At 38.8% G+C, this 18,157-nt stretch carries 13 protein-coding genes; 9 read left to right on the top strand and 4 right to left on the bottom strand.

Annotation, left to right across the window (positions count from 1 at the left end):
- Positions 1–4: 4 nt before the first annotated feature.
- Positions 5–1,006: a phosphoribulokinase gene (locus ACSQ6I_RS04315; protein ID WP_438889104.1), complete on the bottom strand. Its 1,002-nt coding sequence runs from the start codon at positions 1,004–1,006 to the stop codon at positions 5–7.
- 834 nt (positions 1,007–1,840) lie between these two features.
- Between ACSQ6I_RS04315 and petH the strand changes: the two genes are divergently transcribed.
- Both petH and ACSQ6I_RS04305 read left to right on the top strand, forming a co-directional pair.
- Entirely contained in the window at positions 1,841–3,199 is a 1,359-nt protein-coding gene (gene petH, locus ACSQ6I_RS04310) for a ferredoxin--NADP reductase (protein ID WP_438889103.1), read from the top strand.
- Positions 3,200–3,400: 201 nt separating this feature from the next.
- Complete coding sequence (locus ACSQ6I_RS04305; RefSeq protein ID WP_438889102.1) at positions 3,401–4,690, top strand: homoserine dehydrogenase; 1,290 nt, start codon at positions 3,401–3,403, stop codon at positions 4,688–4,690.
- A 200-nt stretch (positions 4,691–4,890) separates the two neighbouring features.
- Here the strand turns inward: ACSQ6I_RS04305 and ACSQ6I_RS04300 are convergent, their stop codons facing one another.
- Both ACSQ6I_RS04300 and ACSQ6I_RS04295 read right to left on the bottom strand, forming a co-directional pair.
- Positions 4,891–5,331 carry a CAAD domain-containing protein gene (locus ACSQ6I_RS04300; RefSeq protein WP_438889101.1) on the bottom strand — a complete coding sequence of 147 codons (441 nt, stop codon included), beginning with the start codon at positions 5,329–5,331 and terminating at the stop codon, positions 4,891–4,893.
- A gap of 128 nt (positions 5,332–5,459) precedes the next feature.
- Positions 5,460–5,621, bottom strand: a complete 162-nt coding sequence (locus ACSQ6I_RS04295; protein WP_438889099.1) for a hypothetical protein — start codon at positions 5,619–5,621, stop codon at positions 5,460–5,462.
- Between the two features lie 395 nt (positions 5,622–6,016).
- Here ACSQ6I_RS04295 and ACSQ6I_RS04290 point away from each other — a divergent pair, with 395 nt between their 5' ends.
- The 5 genes from ACSQ6I_RS04290 to ACSQ6I_RS04270 all read left to right on the top strand — a co-directional run bounded on the left by ACSQ6I_RS04290 (position 6,017) and on the right by ACSQ6I_RS04270 (position 13,741).
- Positions 6,017–7,741, top strand: coding sequence for an ATP-binding protein (locus tag ACSQ6I_RS04290; RefSeq protein ID WP_438889097.1), 1,725 nt, complete (start codon positions 6,017–6,019; stop codon positions 7,739–7,741).
- Positions 7,742–7,897: 156 nt separating this feature from the next.
- Positions 7,898–10,234 (top strand): DNA helicase PcrA, encoded by a 2,337-nt coding sequence (gene pcrA, locus ACSQ6I_RS04285; protein WP_438889096.1) that lies wholly within the window; start codon positions 7,898–7,900, stop codon positions 10,232–10,234.
- 13 nt (positions 10,235–10,247) lie between these two features.
- On the top strand, positions 10,248–10,712 hold the full coding sequence (locus ACSQ6I_RS04280; protein WP_438889220.1) for an HNH endonuclease: 465 nt from the start codon (positions 10,248–10,250) through the stop codon (positions 10,710–10,712).
- Positions 10,713–10,849: 137 nt separating this feature from the next.
- Entirely contained in the window at positions 10,850–11,827 is a 978-nt protein-coding gene (locus ACSQ6I_RS04275; RefSeq protein ID WP_438889094.1) for a hypothetical protein, read from the top strand.
- 315 nt (positions 11,828–12,142) lie between these two features.
- Positions 12,143–13,741: an alkaline phosphatase D family protein gene (locus ACSQ6I_RS04270; RefSeq protein WP_438889093.1), complete on the top strand. Its 1,599-nt coding sequence runs from the start codon at positions 12,143–12,145 to the stop codon at positions 13,739–13,741.
- A 54-nt stretch (positions 13,742–13,795) separates the two neighbouring features.
- Here ACSQ6I_RS04270 and ACSQ6I_RS04265 read toward each other — a convergent pair whose 3' ends face one another.
- A complete protein-coding gene (locus ACSQ6I_RS04265; RefSeq protein ID WP_438889092.1) occupies positions 13,796–15,328 on the bottom strand; it encodes a SagB/ThcOx family dehydrogenase in 1,533 nt (510 codons plus the stop codon).
- 152 nt (positions 15,329–15,480) lie between these two features.
- On the opposite strand from ACSQ6I_RS04265, the gene ACSQ6I_RS04260 reads away from it, so the two are divergent.
- Together ACSQ6I_RS04260 and ACSQ6I_RS04255 are read left to right on the top strand one after the other, a co-directional pair.
- Complete coding sequence (locus tag ACSQ6I_RS04260) at positions 15,481–16,320, top strand: alpha/beta fold hydrolase (protein WP_438889091.1); 840 nt, start codon at positions 15,481–15,483, stop codon at positions 16,318–16,320.
- Positions 16,321–16,380: 60 nt separating this feature from the next.
- On the top strand, positions 16,381–18,084 hold the full coding sequence (locus ACSQ6I_RS04255) for a protein kinase domain-containing protein (protein WP_438889090.1): 1,704 nt from the start codon (positions 16,381–16,383) through the stop codon (positions 18,082–18,084).
- The last annotated feature ends 73 nt before the right edge of the window (positions 18,085–18,157 follow it).

The following is an 18,157-nucleotide window of genomic DNA, read 5'->3' as shown; positions in this document are numbered from 1 at the left end:
TGCTTTAGACTTGAACTGCTAACTTTGCTTCTTTAGCTGTCAATCGCTCATAAGCAGCCCGCATTTTCAACCCTGTCAGCACTTGGAATAAACCAGTACCGTTGTTGGAGCCTGGATACTCACGGTGTTGAAGTAACAAGTGTGTCATCTCACCTTGATACGTGGTAGATGTATTACTCAAATGAGTTTCGATGTAAATTACTTCTTCCAAGTTGTCAAATTGACCGTCTACTTCTAGCACGGTGACGTAACGACCGTAGTAAACATCGGAACCGTAGTATAGTTGCATTCCAGGGTAAGAACAGGTGAGCTTACGTCCGCAGGGAGTCCATTGAATGGTTGAACCTTCATCAAAGAGGTAGGTTGGCTCAAAGCCTTCTTTACCTTCCCGTTGCAGCATACGTACCCTTAAAACTTTGCGCTCTGTGTCGTTTTTGATTAAGTTTGTGGGTAATACTTGCAGAACCACATCGGCAAATTCTCTTTGTGGTTCGATAAACTTTTCAAAGTCGGGTTTACGAGAGTTGATTTGTGCTAAGACATCTTCATAACGATGTCCTCGTTCCGCCATATCTCGCTGAATTTTCCAGGCAATTTTAACTTCATCGCTGATGTCAAAGTAAACACTGAAATCAATTAAGGCTCTGACTCGTTCATCATATAAAGGATGCAGCCCCTCAACTACTATAATGTGGTTTGGCTCAATCCGTTCTGCTGGATCTAGTAGGCCGGTTTCGTGGTTGTAAATCGGCTTATCAATTGCTTGACCTTCTTTTAGCGCTTTAATTTGCTCATACATGAGGTCAAAATTGTTAGCCCTGGGGTCAAGTGCCGTTATCCCTGTTTCTTTGCGTTGTTTGCGGTCTAGGCAATGATAATCATCCAAACAGATGACTGTCATCAGGTCTTCACCAAACAAATCTATCAATCGACGCAAAAACGTAGATTTACCGCATCCAGAGTCTCCAGCTACTCCAATCAGTACCACGCGTTCCGGCTTAGTCATAAATCTCCTCTAAATACTAAATGTCAATCAATATTTTTTTTCACACAGCAGATTTTTGAAGCCAGGTATTTACCTCAATGATAATGTCCTGTGTTCTTGCTATCCAGCACGAAATTAGTATATTAGGCTAGTTGGCAACAAAGTTATATTTGTTACTTATTGGAACTATCCTGACTCTTGGCTGGTAAGTATTTAATCCTAGTGATATATTAGATTTTAACAGAAAGATGCATTCTGTAACAAGATTTGCTGTTAAAAATAATCTATTGGTGTACCAATTCAGAATGAATAATTTTTTTGGGTTCTATTTTTAACTCATTAAGATTATGCAGCTTTTGTCAATAAGTAATAATACTGTAAATATTACATCAAGCGTGTAGAAAGACAATTTTGTAGGAAGATAAATATATGTAACACTTTGGACATAGCCCTGAGTCTAACGGGACATAATTTTGTGGTAAAACCTGTTATATTAATCAGGTGTAAAATCTATTATTGCGGTGAACTAACTTCCTAATAGATCAGGGCTAAAAGCAGATAAAGCTGGTTGAGTGGATATTTATCTAGAAAAGATAGTTCACGAAAAAAAAGATTAAATTGATTCACTATTAACATTCTGTCCAAGACTTATCCTCTACTTTAGAAGGTGAACAGGTGTGTTTTTTACCATACCTATATGTCTTGGCCGAGTGTACTTAGCAAGGCATCATTAAATGATGCCGTTTTCCCAGACGGCCAGTTTTGTGCAACGAAAATCCGGTAAACTAAAGCTGGCATAGGATGGGAATGTTTTTTTTGATAAACGGTTAAGTAAATATCGGAGTGGTAGAAAGAATGTACAATCAAGGTGCTGTTGAGGGTGCTGCCAATATAGAATCAGGTAGCCGCGTCTTCGTTTACGAAGTGGTTGGTTTGCGTCAGAGCGAAGAAACTGATCAAACGGACTACCCAATTCGTAAAAGTGGCAGTGTGTTCATCAGAGTGCCTTACAACCGCATGAATCAAGAAATGCGACGGATCACTCGGCTAGGCGGCAAAATTGTTAGTATTCACCCTATAACAGTTCTAGAACCAGTCAATGGTAAAACTGCTGTGGAAACTACTAACAGCGAAGTAAGCGAGTTAGTCACACCAGTGAGCGCTAACAGTGAAGTAAGCAAGTTAGTCACACCAGTGAATGCTGACAGTGAGGAAAATGGTAAAGCCACACCTGTGAATGCTAATAGTGAAGTCAAAGGCTTCGCTAAATCACCTGCTAAGGATAAAAAAGGCAACACCATGACTCAAGGGAAAGCCAAACACGCTGATGTTCCTGTAAACACTTACCGTCCTAACGCTCCGTTTATTGGTAAGTGTATCTCGAATGAACCGTTAGTTAAAGAAGGCGGTATCGGTATTGTTCAGCACTTAAAGTTTGACCTTTCTACTGGCAACTTGAAGTATATCGAAGGTCAAAGTATTGGTATTATTCCTCCAGGTGTTGACAAAAACGGTAAGCCTGAAAAGCTCAGACTGTACTCGATTGCTTCAACTCGTCATGGCGATGATGTAGATGATAAGACAATCTCACTATGTGTTCGCCAATTAGAGTACAAACACCCTGAAAGTGGCGAAACAATCTACGGTGTTTGCTCTACTTATCTGACTCAGCTAAAACCAGGTGATGATGTAAAAATCACAGGGCCTGTAGGTAAAGAAATGTTGTTACCTGAAGATCCTGAAGCTAATGTAATTATGTTAGCAACAGGAACAGGTATCGCTCCTATGCGGGCTTATCTGTGGCGGATGTTTAAGGATAATGAAAGAGCAGCTAATCCAGAATACCAATTTAAGGGATTCTCTTGGTTGTTGTTCGGAGTACCCACAACTCCTAACGTTCTTTACAAGGAAGAACTGGAAGAAATGCAACAAAAGTATCCAGATAACTTCCGCCTCACCTATGCTATCAGCCGGGAACAGAAAAACCCCGAAGGTGGCAGAATGTACATCCAAGATCGTGTGGCAGAACACGCTGATGAACTGTGGCAATTGATTAAAAAGGAAAAAACCCACACTTACATTTGCGGTTTACGCGGTATGGAAGATGGTATTGATGCAGCTTTGACTGCTGCTGCTGCTAAGGAAGGTGTGACTTGGAGTAGTTACCAGAAGGATCTCAAAAAAGCACATCGCTGGCACGTAGAAACATACTAATTTGGTCATTGGTCATTGATCATTGGTCATTAGACAAAGGATAATCAGTAGGTAGGGCATAAGCTCTGCCTACAATTGTTTTATATAAATAGCTGAGGAAAGAGTTCTCAGTTCTGGGAGGTAAAGTATTCCATACTTGTTACTACTCAGCACTCTGCACTCTAAGCCGAGGCACTTAAAAATGAATTGGGTGCAAAATCTGTGGGTGTGAAACTAGGAATACTTGGATTAGGTACAGTGGGAACAGGTACTGTACAACTGTTACAAGATAGCGTTGGCCGTCATCCACTGTTAAAAGAGCTAGAAATATATCGGGTGGGAGTGCGATCGCTCTCCAAACCCCGTCAAGTAGAATTATCTACAGGGTTAGTGACAACCGATTTAGAAGCGATCGTCAATGATCCAGAGATAGATATAATTGTTGAAGTGATGGGAGGATTAGAACCAGCCAGAACACTCATCCTTACCGCTATTAAAAATGGTAAACACGTAGTCACCGCAAATAAAGCCGCAATCTCCCGATTTGGAGCAGAAATATTCAATGCTGCCAACGAATCAGGGGTATATGTGATGTTAGAAGCCACTGTTGGCGGTGGTATCCCTGTCATTCAACCCCTCAAACAGTCTTTAAGTGTCAACCGAATTCATGCCGTCACTGGCATTGTGAACGGTACAACTAACTACATCCTGACAAGGATGCAAACAGAAGGTAGCGATTTCAATGATGTCTTAGCTGATGCCCAACAACTAGGCTATGCTGAAGCTGACCCAACTGCTGATGTCGATGGCTTAGATGCAGCAGATAAAATTGCGATCTTGGCTTCATTAGGCTTTGGTGGCAGAATCAACTTACCAGATGTCTATTGTGAAGGCATTCGTCAAGTTACAAAGACAGATATTGCCTACGCTGCCAAATTAGGATTTGTGATTAAATTATTAGCTATAGCCAAAGTTCAAACTAGTGATAACTCTCAACTATCAGTCAGAGTTCACCCTACCCTAGTTCCGCAAACTCATCCTTTAGCTAATATTAACGGTGTTTATAACGCCATTCTTGTCGAAGGAGAACCCATTGGCCAGGTCATGTTTTTTGGGCCTGGTGCGGGTGCGGGTGCTACCGCTAGTGCTGTCTGTTCTGATATCTTGAATCTTGTCGCCACTCTCAAAACTAATACGCCCAAACCCAATCCCTTATTAGCTTGTAGACATCAAGATTACTGTCAAATTTCCCCAATTTCCGAACTAGTAACCCGATTTTATGCGCGTTTCTTGACAAAAGACCAACCAGGTGTAATTGGTAAATTGGGTACTTGCTTTGGTAAATATGGCGTGAGCTTAGAGTCAGTAGTACAAACAGGCTTTCAGGAAAAACTCGCAGAGATTGTGGTTGTCACCCACGATGTCCGAGAAGGAGACTTTAGACAAGCTTTAGCCGAAATTCAAACCCTAGAAGCAATAGACAGTATTCCTAGTATCTTACGAGTGCTTTGAGGAGAAGAGTAGCAGAAAGCAGGGGGCGGGGTGCAGGGTGCAGGGGGAGAAAAATTAACTCTTTCTCCTGATAGCGTGGCGTAAGTAAGGGCATATTGCACGCCCCTACTCCTGAACTCCTTGCCCTGAGCGTTCACGTAGTGTGTCGAAGACAAGCCGAAGGGCTGACTCCTGACTCCTGACTCCTGACTCCTGACTCCTTAAGATTCTGAAGTGTCTTTGCCAATAACTTGCGACTTGAGGGTGGTAATTTCACCAGTTAACTCTTGCCGAGTAGAGGCTTTGAGCAAATAACGATAAACAAACCAGGCAGAGTAACCAATCCCAATTAACTCAAAGGTAGGTGCTACCAAAGGAATATCATTGAGAGAATCTAGTACAGCCAATAGTACCTTAACTGCAACAATTGTTGTAATCACTAACCCTAGGCTAACTATAGGCTGCTTGTATTGATTAAAGAAGTTGCCTAGATAGTCAGGCAATGTGCCTAAAAAGCCAGAAATTTGTTGCCCATATTTCATCCATTGCTCTTGAGACTGTACAGGAGGCTGGAGTTTGGTAATGCTTCCTGTTTGGTTGTTGATATCTGGGATTGTTGTCTCTTTTGACTTGGTTTCTGTTGTATATTCTGGTTCTTGCATTTTCACTCCTATAATTTTGATAGTCGAGTTTTCTTAATCCGCACAATTTCAACCACAAGGATGCTGAGTAGGCAATGGACTCCTGGATCAGCAAGATTGGTTTTAGGTTACAAAGGATTTTTAGTGTCCTATAACCATAATTTTCCTGTTACAGATACTGCATCAACTACAAGGTAGAAAGTCAGTAGGGAGATAGAAGTCAAAAGGTGACAGGATATATTAAAATCAACTTTCTGAGTTCTGTCTTGTAAATTAACTGTAATTCTCAGGTTGTGATGATCCCATGCCATGTCAGTTACTCATCATCGTACTCATCGAAGTACAAATCATGCAAAAATTAGTCTACCTCTGATGCATACAAGTTTAAACGCTGATTTTATCTGATATTAAAGCTATCTTCAGCCGCATTCGTCAATTAACTTATTCAGATTGATATTAATATGTAACAATTGTTTTGTCTGTTCAGATAGACTAGACATTAAAGACATTTTATGATATGCATTCATCCTGATGAGAGAATAAGCATGAATAATTCAGTCTTGGTATAAGTCTAAACTATTATTTTGTGAAAAATGATTTATTCCTATTATCAAAGAGGATAATGTTAATGTTAATCATATTCCCACTGATTATAAAAGCTAGACTGGGTTGGTAATATTGGTGAGAGGGTAAAAAAATTGTAGGGATGCCAGATGAAAAACCAACCCTTGTTGGCAAAAATTTACAAATCAAAAAAGTGTCAACTGAAGAGCCAAAAATAGAAGAACTCCCAACTATAGAATTTCCCTCCCGTGGGAAGCTTAAGGCCAGTTCTTGGCGCATCCATCAGAAAATTGGTTATGGTTACTTTTTGGCTATTGCAATTGGCTTTTTTGGTTCCCTGACTGGATTGGTGCTGGCTAACTATTACCGGGGAAGAGAGGTCAGGCAATTTAACCAGGCTTATCAACAAGAACAATTATTAAACAATTATAAAGATGCAGTAATTGAGGCACAATTACATAGTTCTAACTTAGTGGCTGTGTTGGGAGATGCACGAAAGCTCAACAATAAAAAAGGTGAATTTATTGAGTCTGTTGCTCAAGCACAGAAGATAGAAAAAAACATCTCTCTATATATAGATAGTAATCCTCAGATATTAGCTGCAAACAGAACTACTTTACAGACTTTATTATTAAATTATTCAACTAACTTAGAAGACTATATTCGGCAAATAGAGGATATTTTACAGCAACTTGATCTTCAAAGCGTACAGCCACAACAATTAGACATAGCGCGAGAGAAGTTGCTGGCTGTTATGGATAGTCAAACAGTCAATAATTTGAATAGTTTATCGGATCAATTAACGAAGATTTTACAAACTGCTCAATCACAAGAGCGGGAAAGACGGGGAGATGTAGAGCAAGCTAGATTTGTCGAGAGATTTATTGTCATAGCCAGTATGCTCCTATCTGTAGCGATCGCTGCTATTATGGCATGGCGTACTAGTCGAGCGATCGCAGAACCAGTCATTACTGTAACTCAAGTAGCTGAACAGGTAGCCAGAAAATCTAATTTTGATTTACGCGCTCCTGTCACCACCGATGATGAAATCGGCTTACTTGCTAAATCTTTAAATCGCTTAATTGAGCGAGTATCTGAGCGAACGAAACAGCTACAACAAGCTAAAGAATTAGCGGAGGCAGCCAGTAAAGCTAAAAGCCAATTTTTGGCAAATGTTAGCCACGAGTTACGCACACCGTTAAATGCAGTAATTGGTTTAAGTCAACTATTACAAGATGATGCGATCGATGTCGGTGTCTCCCCAGATTTTATTGCTGATTTAGAAACTATCAATTCTGCTGGTAGACATTTACTAGAACTGATTAACGACATTCTCGATTTGTCAAAAATTGAAGCTGGGAAAATGACTCTCTACCCAGAGACATTTGAAATTATAAATTTGATTAATAATGTAGTTCTCACTGTTAAACCAGCAATTGAAAAAAATGGCAATATATTAGTTTTAGATTGTGATGTTCCATTGGGAACAATGTATGCAGACCAAACTAGAATGCGACAGGTATTATTAAATATACTCAGCAATGCAGCTAAATTTACCACAAACGGTAAAGTAACGCTAGTTGTCAAGAATGAGAATACAAACGTATTAAAAGAAGCTCCTTTAGGTGTGATTACTTTTACTGTGATTGATACAGGTATTGGAATGTCACCCAGTCAGCAACAGCAGTTATTTAAACCCTTTACACAAGGTGATGCTTCAACTACCAAGAAATATGGTGGTACTGGCTTGGGATTAGCCATTAGCCGTCATTTTTGCCAGATGATGGGAGGAGAGATTATTGTCAGTAGTCAGCTTGGTATTGGCTCTACTTTTAAGGTAAGTTTACCATTGACAGTGCAACATTGACACTCTTGCGGTATCTAAACCAGAGGTAGTTTGTAGCATGAGTGTAGGGGTTTAGCAGTAAACAGATGATATTTCTTTACCCACCTTTCCTCAGGATATTGTACCCTGACCAATAGCTACAATTTATAGATGTTACCGCATCTTCCTTCCATATCCATGACGACAAACATTGATTTCCTTAGCCACCTTAACCCTAGCCAACGTCAAGCCGTAGAACATTACTGCGGCCCGTTGCTAGTCGTTGCTGGTGCTGGTTCCGGTAAAACCCGTGCGCTTACCTACCGGATTGCAAACTTGATTCTTAAACACCGTGTCAATCCTGAAAATATCCTTGCAGTGACATTCACTAATAAAGCTGCACGGGAGATGAAGGATAGAATTCAAAGGATATTTGCCGAAAATTTGGCAATTAATCAGCACGGTAAAAAGTTTGATTTATTACCAGAATATGAACAAACCCAGTTAAAATCAAAAGTTTACCGCACCATCATCAAAGATATGTGGTGTGGCACTTTTCACAGTTTATTTTCTCGGATTCTCCGCTGGGATATTGAAAAATATCAAGATGAAAAAAGACGAACTTGGAATAAAAACTTTTCCATTTTTGATGAATCTGACGTGCAGAGTTTAATCAAAGAAATAGTTACTAAAGATTTAAATCTAGATAACAAAAAGTTTGAACCTAAATCAGTCCGTTACGCTATTAGCAACGCCAAAAATCAAGGATTTTCACCCCAAGAATTTGAGCGTGAACAACCTAATTATCGCGGACGTGTAATAGCTGATGTTTACAATCGCTATCAAGATAGATTATCACAAAATAACGCCCTTGATTTTGATGATTTAATCCTCGTTCCCACTAGATTATTTCAGCAAAATGAGCAAGTATTAGCTTATTGGCATCGCAAATTTTGTCATGTTCTCGTTGATGAATATCAAGATACAAACCGCACCCAGTATGATTTAATTCAGCTTTTGGTGACAAATGGTGAAGAGCGTAAACATGAATGGAACTGGGAAAATCGCTCTGTCTTTGTAGTCGGTGATGCTGACCAGTCAATTTACAGCTTTAGAATGGCAGATTTCACCATTTTGTTAGAATTTCAGGAAAACTTTGGTGATGGTTTACCTGATGATGATACTCGCTCAATGGTGAAATTAGAAGAAAACTATCGCTCTTGTGAAAATATTCTCCAAGCTGCTAATGAACTGATTGAAAATAACACCCAACGCATTGATAAAATTCTCAAAGCTACACGAGATCCAGGTGAAAAAATTTATTGTCATCAAGCTGATGATGAAATAGCAGAAGCTGCTTTTGTGATCAATCAAATTCGCACCTTAGAACATCAAAACCCGGAATTAAACTGGGGTGATTTTGCCATTCTTTATCGGACTAATGCTCAATCTCGACCTTTTGAAGAATTGTTATTTAAATATCAAATTCCTTATACAGTTGTAGGAGGAATGAAGTTTTATGACCGTAAAGAAATTAAAGATGCTCTCGCTTATTTAAGAGCAATTAGTAACCCAGCCGATACAGTCAGTTTATTAAGAGTTATTAACACACCTCGTCGTGGAATTGGTAAAGCTACTATTGACGCTTTAGTGAATGCTTCCCAGCAATTAAGTACAACTTTGTGGGAAATATTAAGTGATGAAACATCAGTTCATACCTTAGCTGGACGTTCGGCAAAAGCTGTGAATAATTTTGCAGCGATGATTAAAAAAGGTCAAGAACAAATTACAAAAGTTCCTGGTTCAGAAATTTTGCAAGGAATTTTAGAAGACTCTGGTTATATTGAAGATTTGCAAAATCAAGGTACAGATGAAGCTGATAATAGAATTAGCAACGTTAATGAGTTGTATAACGCCATTTTGCAATTTCAAGAGGAAAATGAAGGTGAGGATATTTCCTTACAAGCATTTTTGCAAAATGCTGCACTGAGTCCAAATCCAGATGTAGATAACTCAAAAGAAGGACAAACAGCAGTTTCTTTAATGACATTACACGCTTCTAAAGGGTTAGAATTTCCGATAGTATTTTTAGTAGGGTTAGAACAGGGATTATTTCCTGGAAATCGTTCATTAGATGATCCTTCAGCCTTAGAAGAAGAACGCCGTTTGTGTTACGTGGGGATTACTCGCGCTCAAGAACGTTTGTTTTTATCCCACGCTAGAGAACGCCGTTTGTATGCTTATAGAGAACGCGCAATGCGATCGCAATTTCTAGATGAATTACCAGAAGAATTATTAACTACTAGAAACAAAGTTAGTCGCTCTTTTACTAAAACTGCACCTGCAAAAACTGGTCAGCAAGAAACCATCGAAAGCTGGCAGGTAGGAGAAAAAGTGTTACACAAATCCTTTGGACTTGGGGAAATAACCCACATTTTTGGGGAAGGAAATAAAGTGACTGTAGCGATTAAATTTGCTAGTTTAGGACAGAAAATTATTGACCCCAGAGTAGCAAAATTGCAAAGAGTGGAGTAGAAATTTTCTAAGAATTCAGGAGTCAGGAGTCAGGATAAAGAATATTTCTTTCTTCTTACGTCCTGGTGAAAAACCTACTGACACTATTAAACCCAGTGCATATAATTTACAGGTTCACCACTGGAATCGTGACCCCTCAGATAACAGACCCAAAAATTTAGTTTGTCTCTGTTCTTTCTATGTTGTGGACGTGGTGGTTGTTGTCTACACAGACAGAAAGCTTGCGTATCGTACTGGCGGACACAAGAAAGGAAGACATTTTTCTTCAACTTATCATTCACCCCACGACAGAATCAGGCTTTTGGGCTTTTTCATAATCTCTGCTTATAATAGTAACTTTGTTTTACTTGTAGACGCGAATAATCTTGCCTTCTCCCCCTCTCTTTGCAAAATTGGGATGCTCCCGGTTAGCTTCACTTTCACCAAAACAGGGAAGTTGGGTAACCAGATAGGGCGGTTAGCAAAAAGACAGTATTAAAGGGTAAAAAATATAACATTTATATTTTTGTATAATAAACAAATAAAGTGTTTTAAAAGTTGAGCATGACATACTGTATTGGCTGGAAATACGGCGAATCTATTTACCTATTAGGGGACACAGCGTGTACAAAATTAGTGGAACCAACTACTAATACATCAAGCTTTGGTCAACTGCACGACAAAGTTAAAGGTAATTACGTCGAAGAATCTTTATTAAAGATAATACCTATAACATCTAACGCAGCTATAGCTTTTGCAGGTGATGTCCAGTTCGCACAAGAAATTGTTGAATTTTTGAAAGAAAATTTTTGTGATACAGAAACAATTACAAATTTATTCAATAGAGTAAATGCAAGCCTTGGCCCATTTGATTCTAGACGACCTGTTGAATTGTTATTAGCTTATGCTCCTTCAAATACTGAGCCACAAATTATTTACTGGAATTCAAAGAATGGGCTAAGTAATCACCAGTCTAATTACTTACAAATTGGAAGCCTCACTTCATATCATGCCGCTTTAACACAGGAAATACAATTTCTCCTAGCTAGGGGTAATTTGGACCCAGACAGAATGCTGCCAATACTCATTGCTGTTGTACAGTCATACGGTATCCATAATAACCTTATTGACCAGTATGTTGGGGGAACTATTTTTGGGCTTCGCATTTGTAAAGGAGAAATAACTTGGCAGGAAGATACCAATTTTATTTTATACGACCCTTCTTTTGAGAATATTAACTATATATCAGCGTTTGTTCGTGATAATGCACTTGTTGTAAACTCTTCATATACTAACGAGAGTCGTATTTTCGCACATTCAATTTCGATGCCCAATTACCAAGAATGGCTAGAATCATGGGGTTCTTTTATTATTAATCATGTCAATTCAGATCAATATCGGTATTGGGTATTTCTGTCTACAGCAGCAAGAGTAATCACAGTCATTCGACGGGATAATTTTGAGAATGAAAATAATTATTTTCAACTCCAGTATCATGGCGATGGAAATTTTTCTTTGGGTTTAAATCTAGATTTTCAAGAGCTACTGAGACAACCTCTTACAGATTTAGGTGATGGGAGTCTGCCATTTCGATTAAATTTTAGGAACGCATAAACTATTATGTATGAAACTGATTCTCATGTAAGCGAACGCTGCGCTTTCTTCTTCTGTCGGAGACACTACGTAAACGAGACGCTTCACGTACGTAGCTTCCCCGAAGGGGTACGCCGTAGGAATCGCTTACACTACACCACCCCAAAATTTTCTTGGGGGAAAACAAGGCGGTAGGGAAAGTACGGAATTGAGGACAGAGTGAAAAAAATTCTTAAGGGAAACTGCGAGAACATACTATATTACTTATGAGAATATAGCTATCTAGAAGCTCTTTTCTATGCAGCTTCATATCAATTTGGTATAGCCAGTAAATCTATGAACTTAAATATGTCGCAAAAACTGAAACGTCGGCAATTTTTATTACAAGCCGCAATGACTAGCGGTAGCATTGTCGCTACAAACCTGGGGTCAAAATCAGGTTTAGCACAGACACCTGCATTCATCACATTAGATAAAAACCGTCCAACCATACCTTATGGTATTGCTAGTGGGGATATTAACGGCAATAGTGCTGTCATTTGGAGTAGAAGCGATTGCCCTGCACGAATGATTATAGAATATGCTACCGATGAGAACTTTCGCAATAGTCGTCGGATATTGGGACAAGTAGCTGCGGCTAATACTGACTTTACCACCCGGACTTATTTGGGGAATCTGCCACCAGGACAAGATATATTTTACCGCGTTACTTTTCAAGATTTAAAAGATACTAATATTTACAGCGCCCCAGTAATTGGACATTTGAAAACTGCTCCCCAAGGAAGAGGAAAAGATATATTTTTTGCTTGGTCTGGAGATACAGCAGGTCAAGGCTGGGGAATTAATTCCGAGTGGGGTGGAATGAAAATTTACGAATCTATTCGGAAACTCAACCCTGACTTTTTTATCCATTCAGGTGATTATATTTACGCTGATAATCCGATTAAATCGGAAGTAAGCTTGGATGACGGTAGCATTTGGAAAAATATCACTACTGAAGAAAAATCAAAAGTTGCCGAAACATTAAAGGAATTTCGCGGTAACTATATTTATAATCTCTTAGATGAAAATGTGCGTCGCTTTAATGCTCAAGTTCCGCAACTTGTGCAATGGGACGATCACGAAGTGAGAAATAACTGGTATCCTGGGCAAATATTAGATGATGAGAGATACAAAGTTAAGGATGTTTCTTTATTAGCATCAAGGGCAAAACAAGCATTTTTAGAATATACTCCTATCCGATTTAATCCTCAAGATCCAAAACGCATTTATCGCTCTTTTAATTATGGGCAATTACTAGATATTTTCATGCTAGATAAACGTAGTTATAGAGGTAAAAATTCTCCTAATAACCAAACAGTAGCAAGTACAGAAACAGCATTTTTGGGTAGTCCTCAAATACGCTGGTTAAAGAATCAATTAAAGAACTCAAAAGCAACTTGGAAAGTAATTGCCAGTGATATGCCTATTGGGTTGATAATTCGTGATGGTAAAACTGACTTTGAAAATGCTGCAAATGGAAATGGAAAAGCATTAGGAAGAGAGTTAGAATTAGCCGATTTATTAAGTTTCATAAAAAACAACAATATCCAAAATATTATTTGGTTAACTGCTGATGTGCATTATGCCGCAGCCCACTATTATGATCCGAATAAAGCTCAATTTACTGACTTTAAACCCTTCTGGGAATTTGTGGCTGGACCTCTCAATGCAGGGAACTTTGGCCCAAACCAATTAGATAACACCTTTGGTCCAGAAGTGAAGTTTCAAACAGCATCTCCAGATATTAAACTCAATCAAGCACCAAGTGCAGGTTTGCAATTTTTTGGAACTGTGAAAATTGATGGTAAAACTGAAGTTTTAACTGTTAGTTTGCATAATTTGGAAGGTCAAAAAATTTATAGTTTAGATTTACCTCCAGAGGTTAAAGAATAAAAAATATTCACTTGTACTCCAAGCGCAGAAAGTATCCGCACCTGGAGGGGTTTTTTATCTTGGTTTTCCCAGAGTCGTGATATATAAAACAGCTTCATCACTAGGAATACCTAAAACATCATTGACTTGTTCATCAAAAAAGCCACCAATACCGCTGACACCTAGATTGAGGCGAATTGCCGCTAAATTGAGCTTTTGTCCCAAATGCCCGGCATCCATATGTAAATAACGGTAAACACGATCGCCATATTGAGCGATCGCTGATTTCAAATCCGCAGTATGAAATAACACCGCAGCCGCATCTCGTCCTAATTCCTGCCCTAAACAAAGAAAATGTAACTCACGCCGAAAATTTTTAAAGCGAATTTGTCTTAATTCCTGTGCTTTGGGTGCATAATAATAACAGCCAGAATCTAATCCTGTTACTCCTGAAACCGCAATAAATGTTTCAATTAAATTTAAATCAAAGTAATCAGGAGAAGTATCTAAACCTTGATCAAGATAATTTTGCGCCTGGTAGGTAAAATCGAGTAAAGCTTTGAGTTCATCAAAATTTAAATTATCTCCACTATAAGCACGAGTAGAACGCCGCTTATAGATAGTATTTTCTAATTCCGAAAGATTTTCCCCCCAGTTAATTGGTGTGGTGACAGTAGAAACTTTCTCACAAAAAGGAAAATTATATTTGTCCTCTAATGATCTTTCAGCTTGTACCGTTGGTAAATTCATCTTGCCAGTTGTACTAGATTGAATTTGGGTACTGAGATGAAAATATTTCAACAGTTCACCATCAGGAATTGCCGGATAATTGATTTCGGTACTTGAAGGTAAAGCCGTTTTTCCCAAAGGTAAATTTTGTTGGACATCTAACAAATCTGCCAACGCAATGACAGCAGTTGCACCTTCTTGTTGAGGATCAATATAAAGTAGATCATTAACAGCTTCATCTACAAAACCGCCGATTAAATGAGGACGATAATCAGTAATTCCACAAGCCAATTCAATATTGCTTAAAAGATGTCCTGTATCCAGAAAAATCCGACGATAAGCCCTATCTTCATAACGCCAAGCTGAACGATAAAAAACCGCAGTCGTGATAATAGCTAGTTGAGTATGTTCTAAAGTGGGATGCCATAAACAAGCTGTTTGTAATGATTGCCAAACATCATTTTCCCAATATTGCATCAAAGAATGAGTCCGGCATTGATAGTTGTATAGTCCAGGTGGTAGCAAAGGTGTACCACGAGACACCAAATATACTTCTGCTGGATATAATCCCCCAGCACTAGGAGCAGAGCGCAAATATACCGCACTACCCATAGAAGGCATTTTTGCCGTTAGTCCGTAGCTGTGAAATAGCAGTTGCGAAAGTCGCCGCCACCATTTAGCATCTGGGTTATGGGCAAAAGTCTCTGGTTCTTCTTGCAAATAGGGTTTAAGGTCAAAATCTGAGCCAATTTTGTATTCTTTAAACGGTACTGGCTGCTTAGACCAGTCTAAGGTCTGACCTTTAGAAGCAAGCGTCTCCGGGTCGTATTTAGTTCGCTCGTGGTAATGCTGGGCAATTGATTGGTGTATTTCTGGCATAGTAATTTTAATACCCTAGAGGGGAGTTCTGTTTCTTGATCTTGACATTCATCAGCCTCATTATTTCGTGTTAATGAGTACAATCTTTTGAAGATTGAGGGACTGGAGAGATGGGGAGGTTAATAACCCAATGACCAATTACGAATTATCAAATGATACCTGTACGTCAAACTTTGTCAAAGACCGATATTCAACTGTCTTACCTGGAATGGAACCAAGGTGAAAAACCATTACTGTTATTACATGGTATGGCTGATAATGCCTTGGTGTGGTCTAGCTTAGGAGATTATTTAGCGGCTGATTACCATATAATTGCACCAGATATGCGTGGTCATGGTGAGAGTAGCAAGCCAGAGAAGGATTATAGTTTTGAAAGTGCGATCGCTGATTTGGAAACATTAATGGATAAACTGGGATGGTCTGCTGCTCATATCGTCAGTCACTCCTGGACAGGTAAATTAGCCGCTATTTGGGCTAGACAAAACCCAGAACGCCTACGGAGTATCACCCTCATAGATCCAATTTTCATTTGGAAAATGCCCAGTTTCCTCAAATTAACTTTTCCTCTCTTGTACAGCGTTTTACCATTCCTGAAAAGCATGGGACCCTTCGCCAGTTATGAAGAAGCCGAACAAAAAATCAAACAACTCAGTCAATATCAAAACTGGAATTCCATACAACAGCAAATCTTCCAAGCTGGAATAGAACAAAAACCTGATGGAACTTGGGGTAGCAAATTTACAATCGCTGCCCGTGACGGAATTTTTGCAGCAGTCATGGAAGTACCAGGTTTTATCAACCCAGTAGATACTCCTGCCCTCTTTATACAACCAGAAAAAGGTGTAAACCGCCAAAATTGGCAAATTCAACCTTATCAAAGCAACCTCAAAAACCTCACCCTAAAAAAAGTTCCTGGCAATCATTGGCCATTTTTAACCAACCCAAAAGAATTTAACCAAACCATAGCCACCTTTTTAGCCCAACAAAACTAAAACTCCGCGTTAACCTCTGCGTTTTAAACCTCCCCCTCTTAAAGCCAACCTCAGCAAATTATGAGCCTTTGTATCAACCCAGTTTGTCCTCAACCCAACCACCCTGACAATGACGAAAACCGCTTTTGTCAAACCTGTGGTTCCCAATTAGAAATATTAGGACGGTATCGAGTCATGCGCTTAATAAGTGATAAAACTGGGTTTAGCAAAGTCTATGAAGCATACCAGCAAGACACACCAAAAATCCTCAAAATCCTCAAAGAAGAATTAGCTAATGATCCCAAAGCAATATCACTATTTCAACAAGAAGTAACCGTATTAGAACAATTAAATCATCCGGGAATACCTCAAGCAGAAGGATACTTTCAATATCAAACCAGATTAGGTTTAATATTGCATTGTCTGGTTATGGAAAAAATTGATAACCTTAACTTAGAACAATGGCTAAAGCAACAACAAAATCGCCCCATTTCTGAAGCACAAGCAATAGCCTGGTTAAAACAATTAGCTGAAATCTTAGATTTAGTACATAACAAACAATATCTACATCGAGATATTAAACCAGCCAATATCATGATTCGTCCTGATGGACAATTAGTATTAATTGACTTTGGTACAGCCAGGGAACTTACCAAAACCTATTTGACAAATGGTGGGGGAATCACAGCAATTACATCATCTGGTTATAGCCCTCCAGAACAAATGAATGGTCAAGCCATACCACAATCAGATTTTTTTGCATTAGGACGCACATTTGTATTTTTACTGACTGGATCTCACCCTTTAGATTTTTATGATCCTCACCTGAATAATTTGCAATGGCGAAATCATGCCACTCACATTTCACCTCTATTATTAAATTTTATTGATTGGTTAATGTCCCCAGAAGTAGATAAACGTCCTAGAAATGCTCAAGAAATTTTGCAGCGTTTAGTAGAACACGAAAATCAACTCACAGGAAGTAATATTGCAACGGTTAATGTCGTAGGTGGTCTAAAAACCGCCCAACTACCCAAAACTACTCCTCATAAAAATGTAATTTCCCAACCAAATCAGCCAGAAAAATTGCCTTTGTTAGCACTATTATTAGCCATGCTATTATCATTAGGCTTACTTGGCATAGTAGCTTTAGCAACACGTTCATCCAAATTGGTTCTAACAGCTAATTATGGACAAGCCCCAGAAAAAAAAGGCAAAGTAGATTATTTTCCCTACGAAGAAGGAAAAGATAGTCAAGGCAGAATCGCTGAATTTAATATTGCAGTTCTATCGGTTGAATATAAATGGCTATTAGGCAGCAATTTTCAAATTAAATATAATGATCAAGTTATTAGCCTTGAACTTCTAAAAATGAATTTAGAACAAGAAGGCATACAAAAAATAATGGAAAATCCTAGTGAAATTATTTCCGTAGGGACAGCTTCCTGTGAAGGTGATGTCACAGTTGAACAAAGTCGGGCTTTAGAACGTGCTAAACAAATCCAACTGTTAGGAAAAAAGTTATTTAGTAACACACCTAGCGTTAAAGGTTATCGCTTATTAAACTTGGGACAATTTCAAAGAAAAGATTGTCAAGCAAATCAAGATTCAACAGCTTACCAACGTAGTATTATCATCATTGGCGTTAAAAAACAAGCCGAAGGAGTAATTTTAGATGAAGCCTTAAGAAACAGATTAGAGAAAAAACCATTTGCTGATTTTAAATTAGAAGATTACTCATTAGGTTCAGTTGAGAAATTTCAAACAATACCAAGTAACTTATAATATCTCTCCTCCTCCGCGTTCTCTGCGTGACGGACACTTTGCACAAGTCGGGAAACCCGCCCACACAAGTGTC

The sequence above is a fragment of the Anabaena sp. WFMT genome (assembly GCF_051781005.1).
GTDB lineage: Bacteria > Cyanobacteriota > Cyanobacteriia > Cyanobacteriales > Nostocaceae > Anabaena.
This window is presented reverse-complemented; position numbering and strand designations above follow the sequence as displayed.

Coding starts and splice junctions, on each gene's coding strand:
- ACSQ6I_RS04265 (WP_438889092.1), bottom strand. CDS start 15,328: ATGCCAGAAATACACCAATCAATTGCCCAGCATTACCACGAGCGAACT.
- ACSQ6I_RS04255 (WP_438889090.1), top strand. CDS start 16,381: ATGAGCCTTTGTATCAACCCAGTTTGTCCTCAACCCAACCACCCTGAC.
- ACSQ6I_RS04260 (WP_438889091.1), top strand. CDS start 15,481: ATGATACCTGTACGTCAAACTTTGTCAAAGACCGATATTCAACTGTCT.
- ACSQ6I_RS04290 (WP_438889097.1), top strand. CDS start 6,017: ATGCCAGATGAAAAACCAACCCTTGTTGGCAAAAATTTACAAATCAAA.
- ACSQ6I_RS04300 (WP_438889101.1), bottom strand. CDS start 5,331: ATGCAAGAACCAGAATATACAACAGAAACCAAGTCAAAAGAGACAACA.
- ACSQ6I_RS04295 (WP_438889099.1), bottom strand. CDS start 5,621: ATGGCATGGGATCATCACAACCTGAGAATTACAGTTAATTTACAAGAC.
- ACSQ6I_RS04270 (WP_438889093.1), top strand. CDS start 12,143: ATGAACTTAAATATGTCGCAAAAACTGAAACGTCGGCAATTTTTATTA.
- pcrA (WP_438889096.1), top strand. CDS start 7,898: ATGACGACAAACATTGATTTCCTTAGCCACCTTAACCCTAGCCAACGT.
- petH (WP_438889103.1), top strand. CDS start 1,841: ATGTACAATCAAGGTGCTGTTGAGGGTGCTGCCAATATAGAATCAGGT.
- ACSQ6I_RS04315 (WP_438889104.1), bottom strand. CDS start 1,006: ATGACTAAGCCGGAACGCGTGGTACTGATTGGAGTAGCTGGAGACTCT.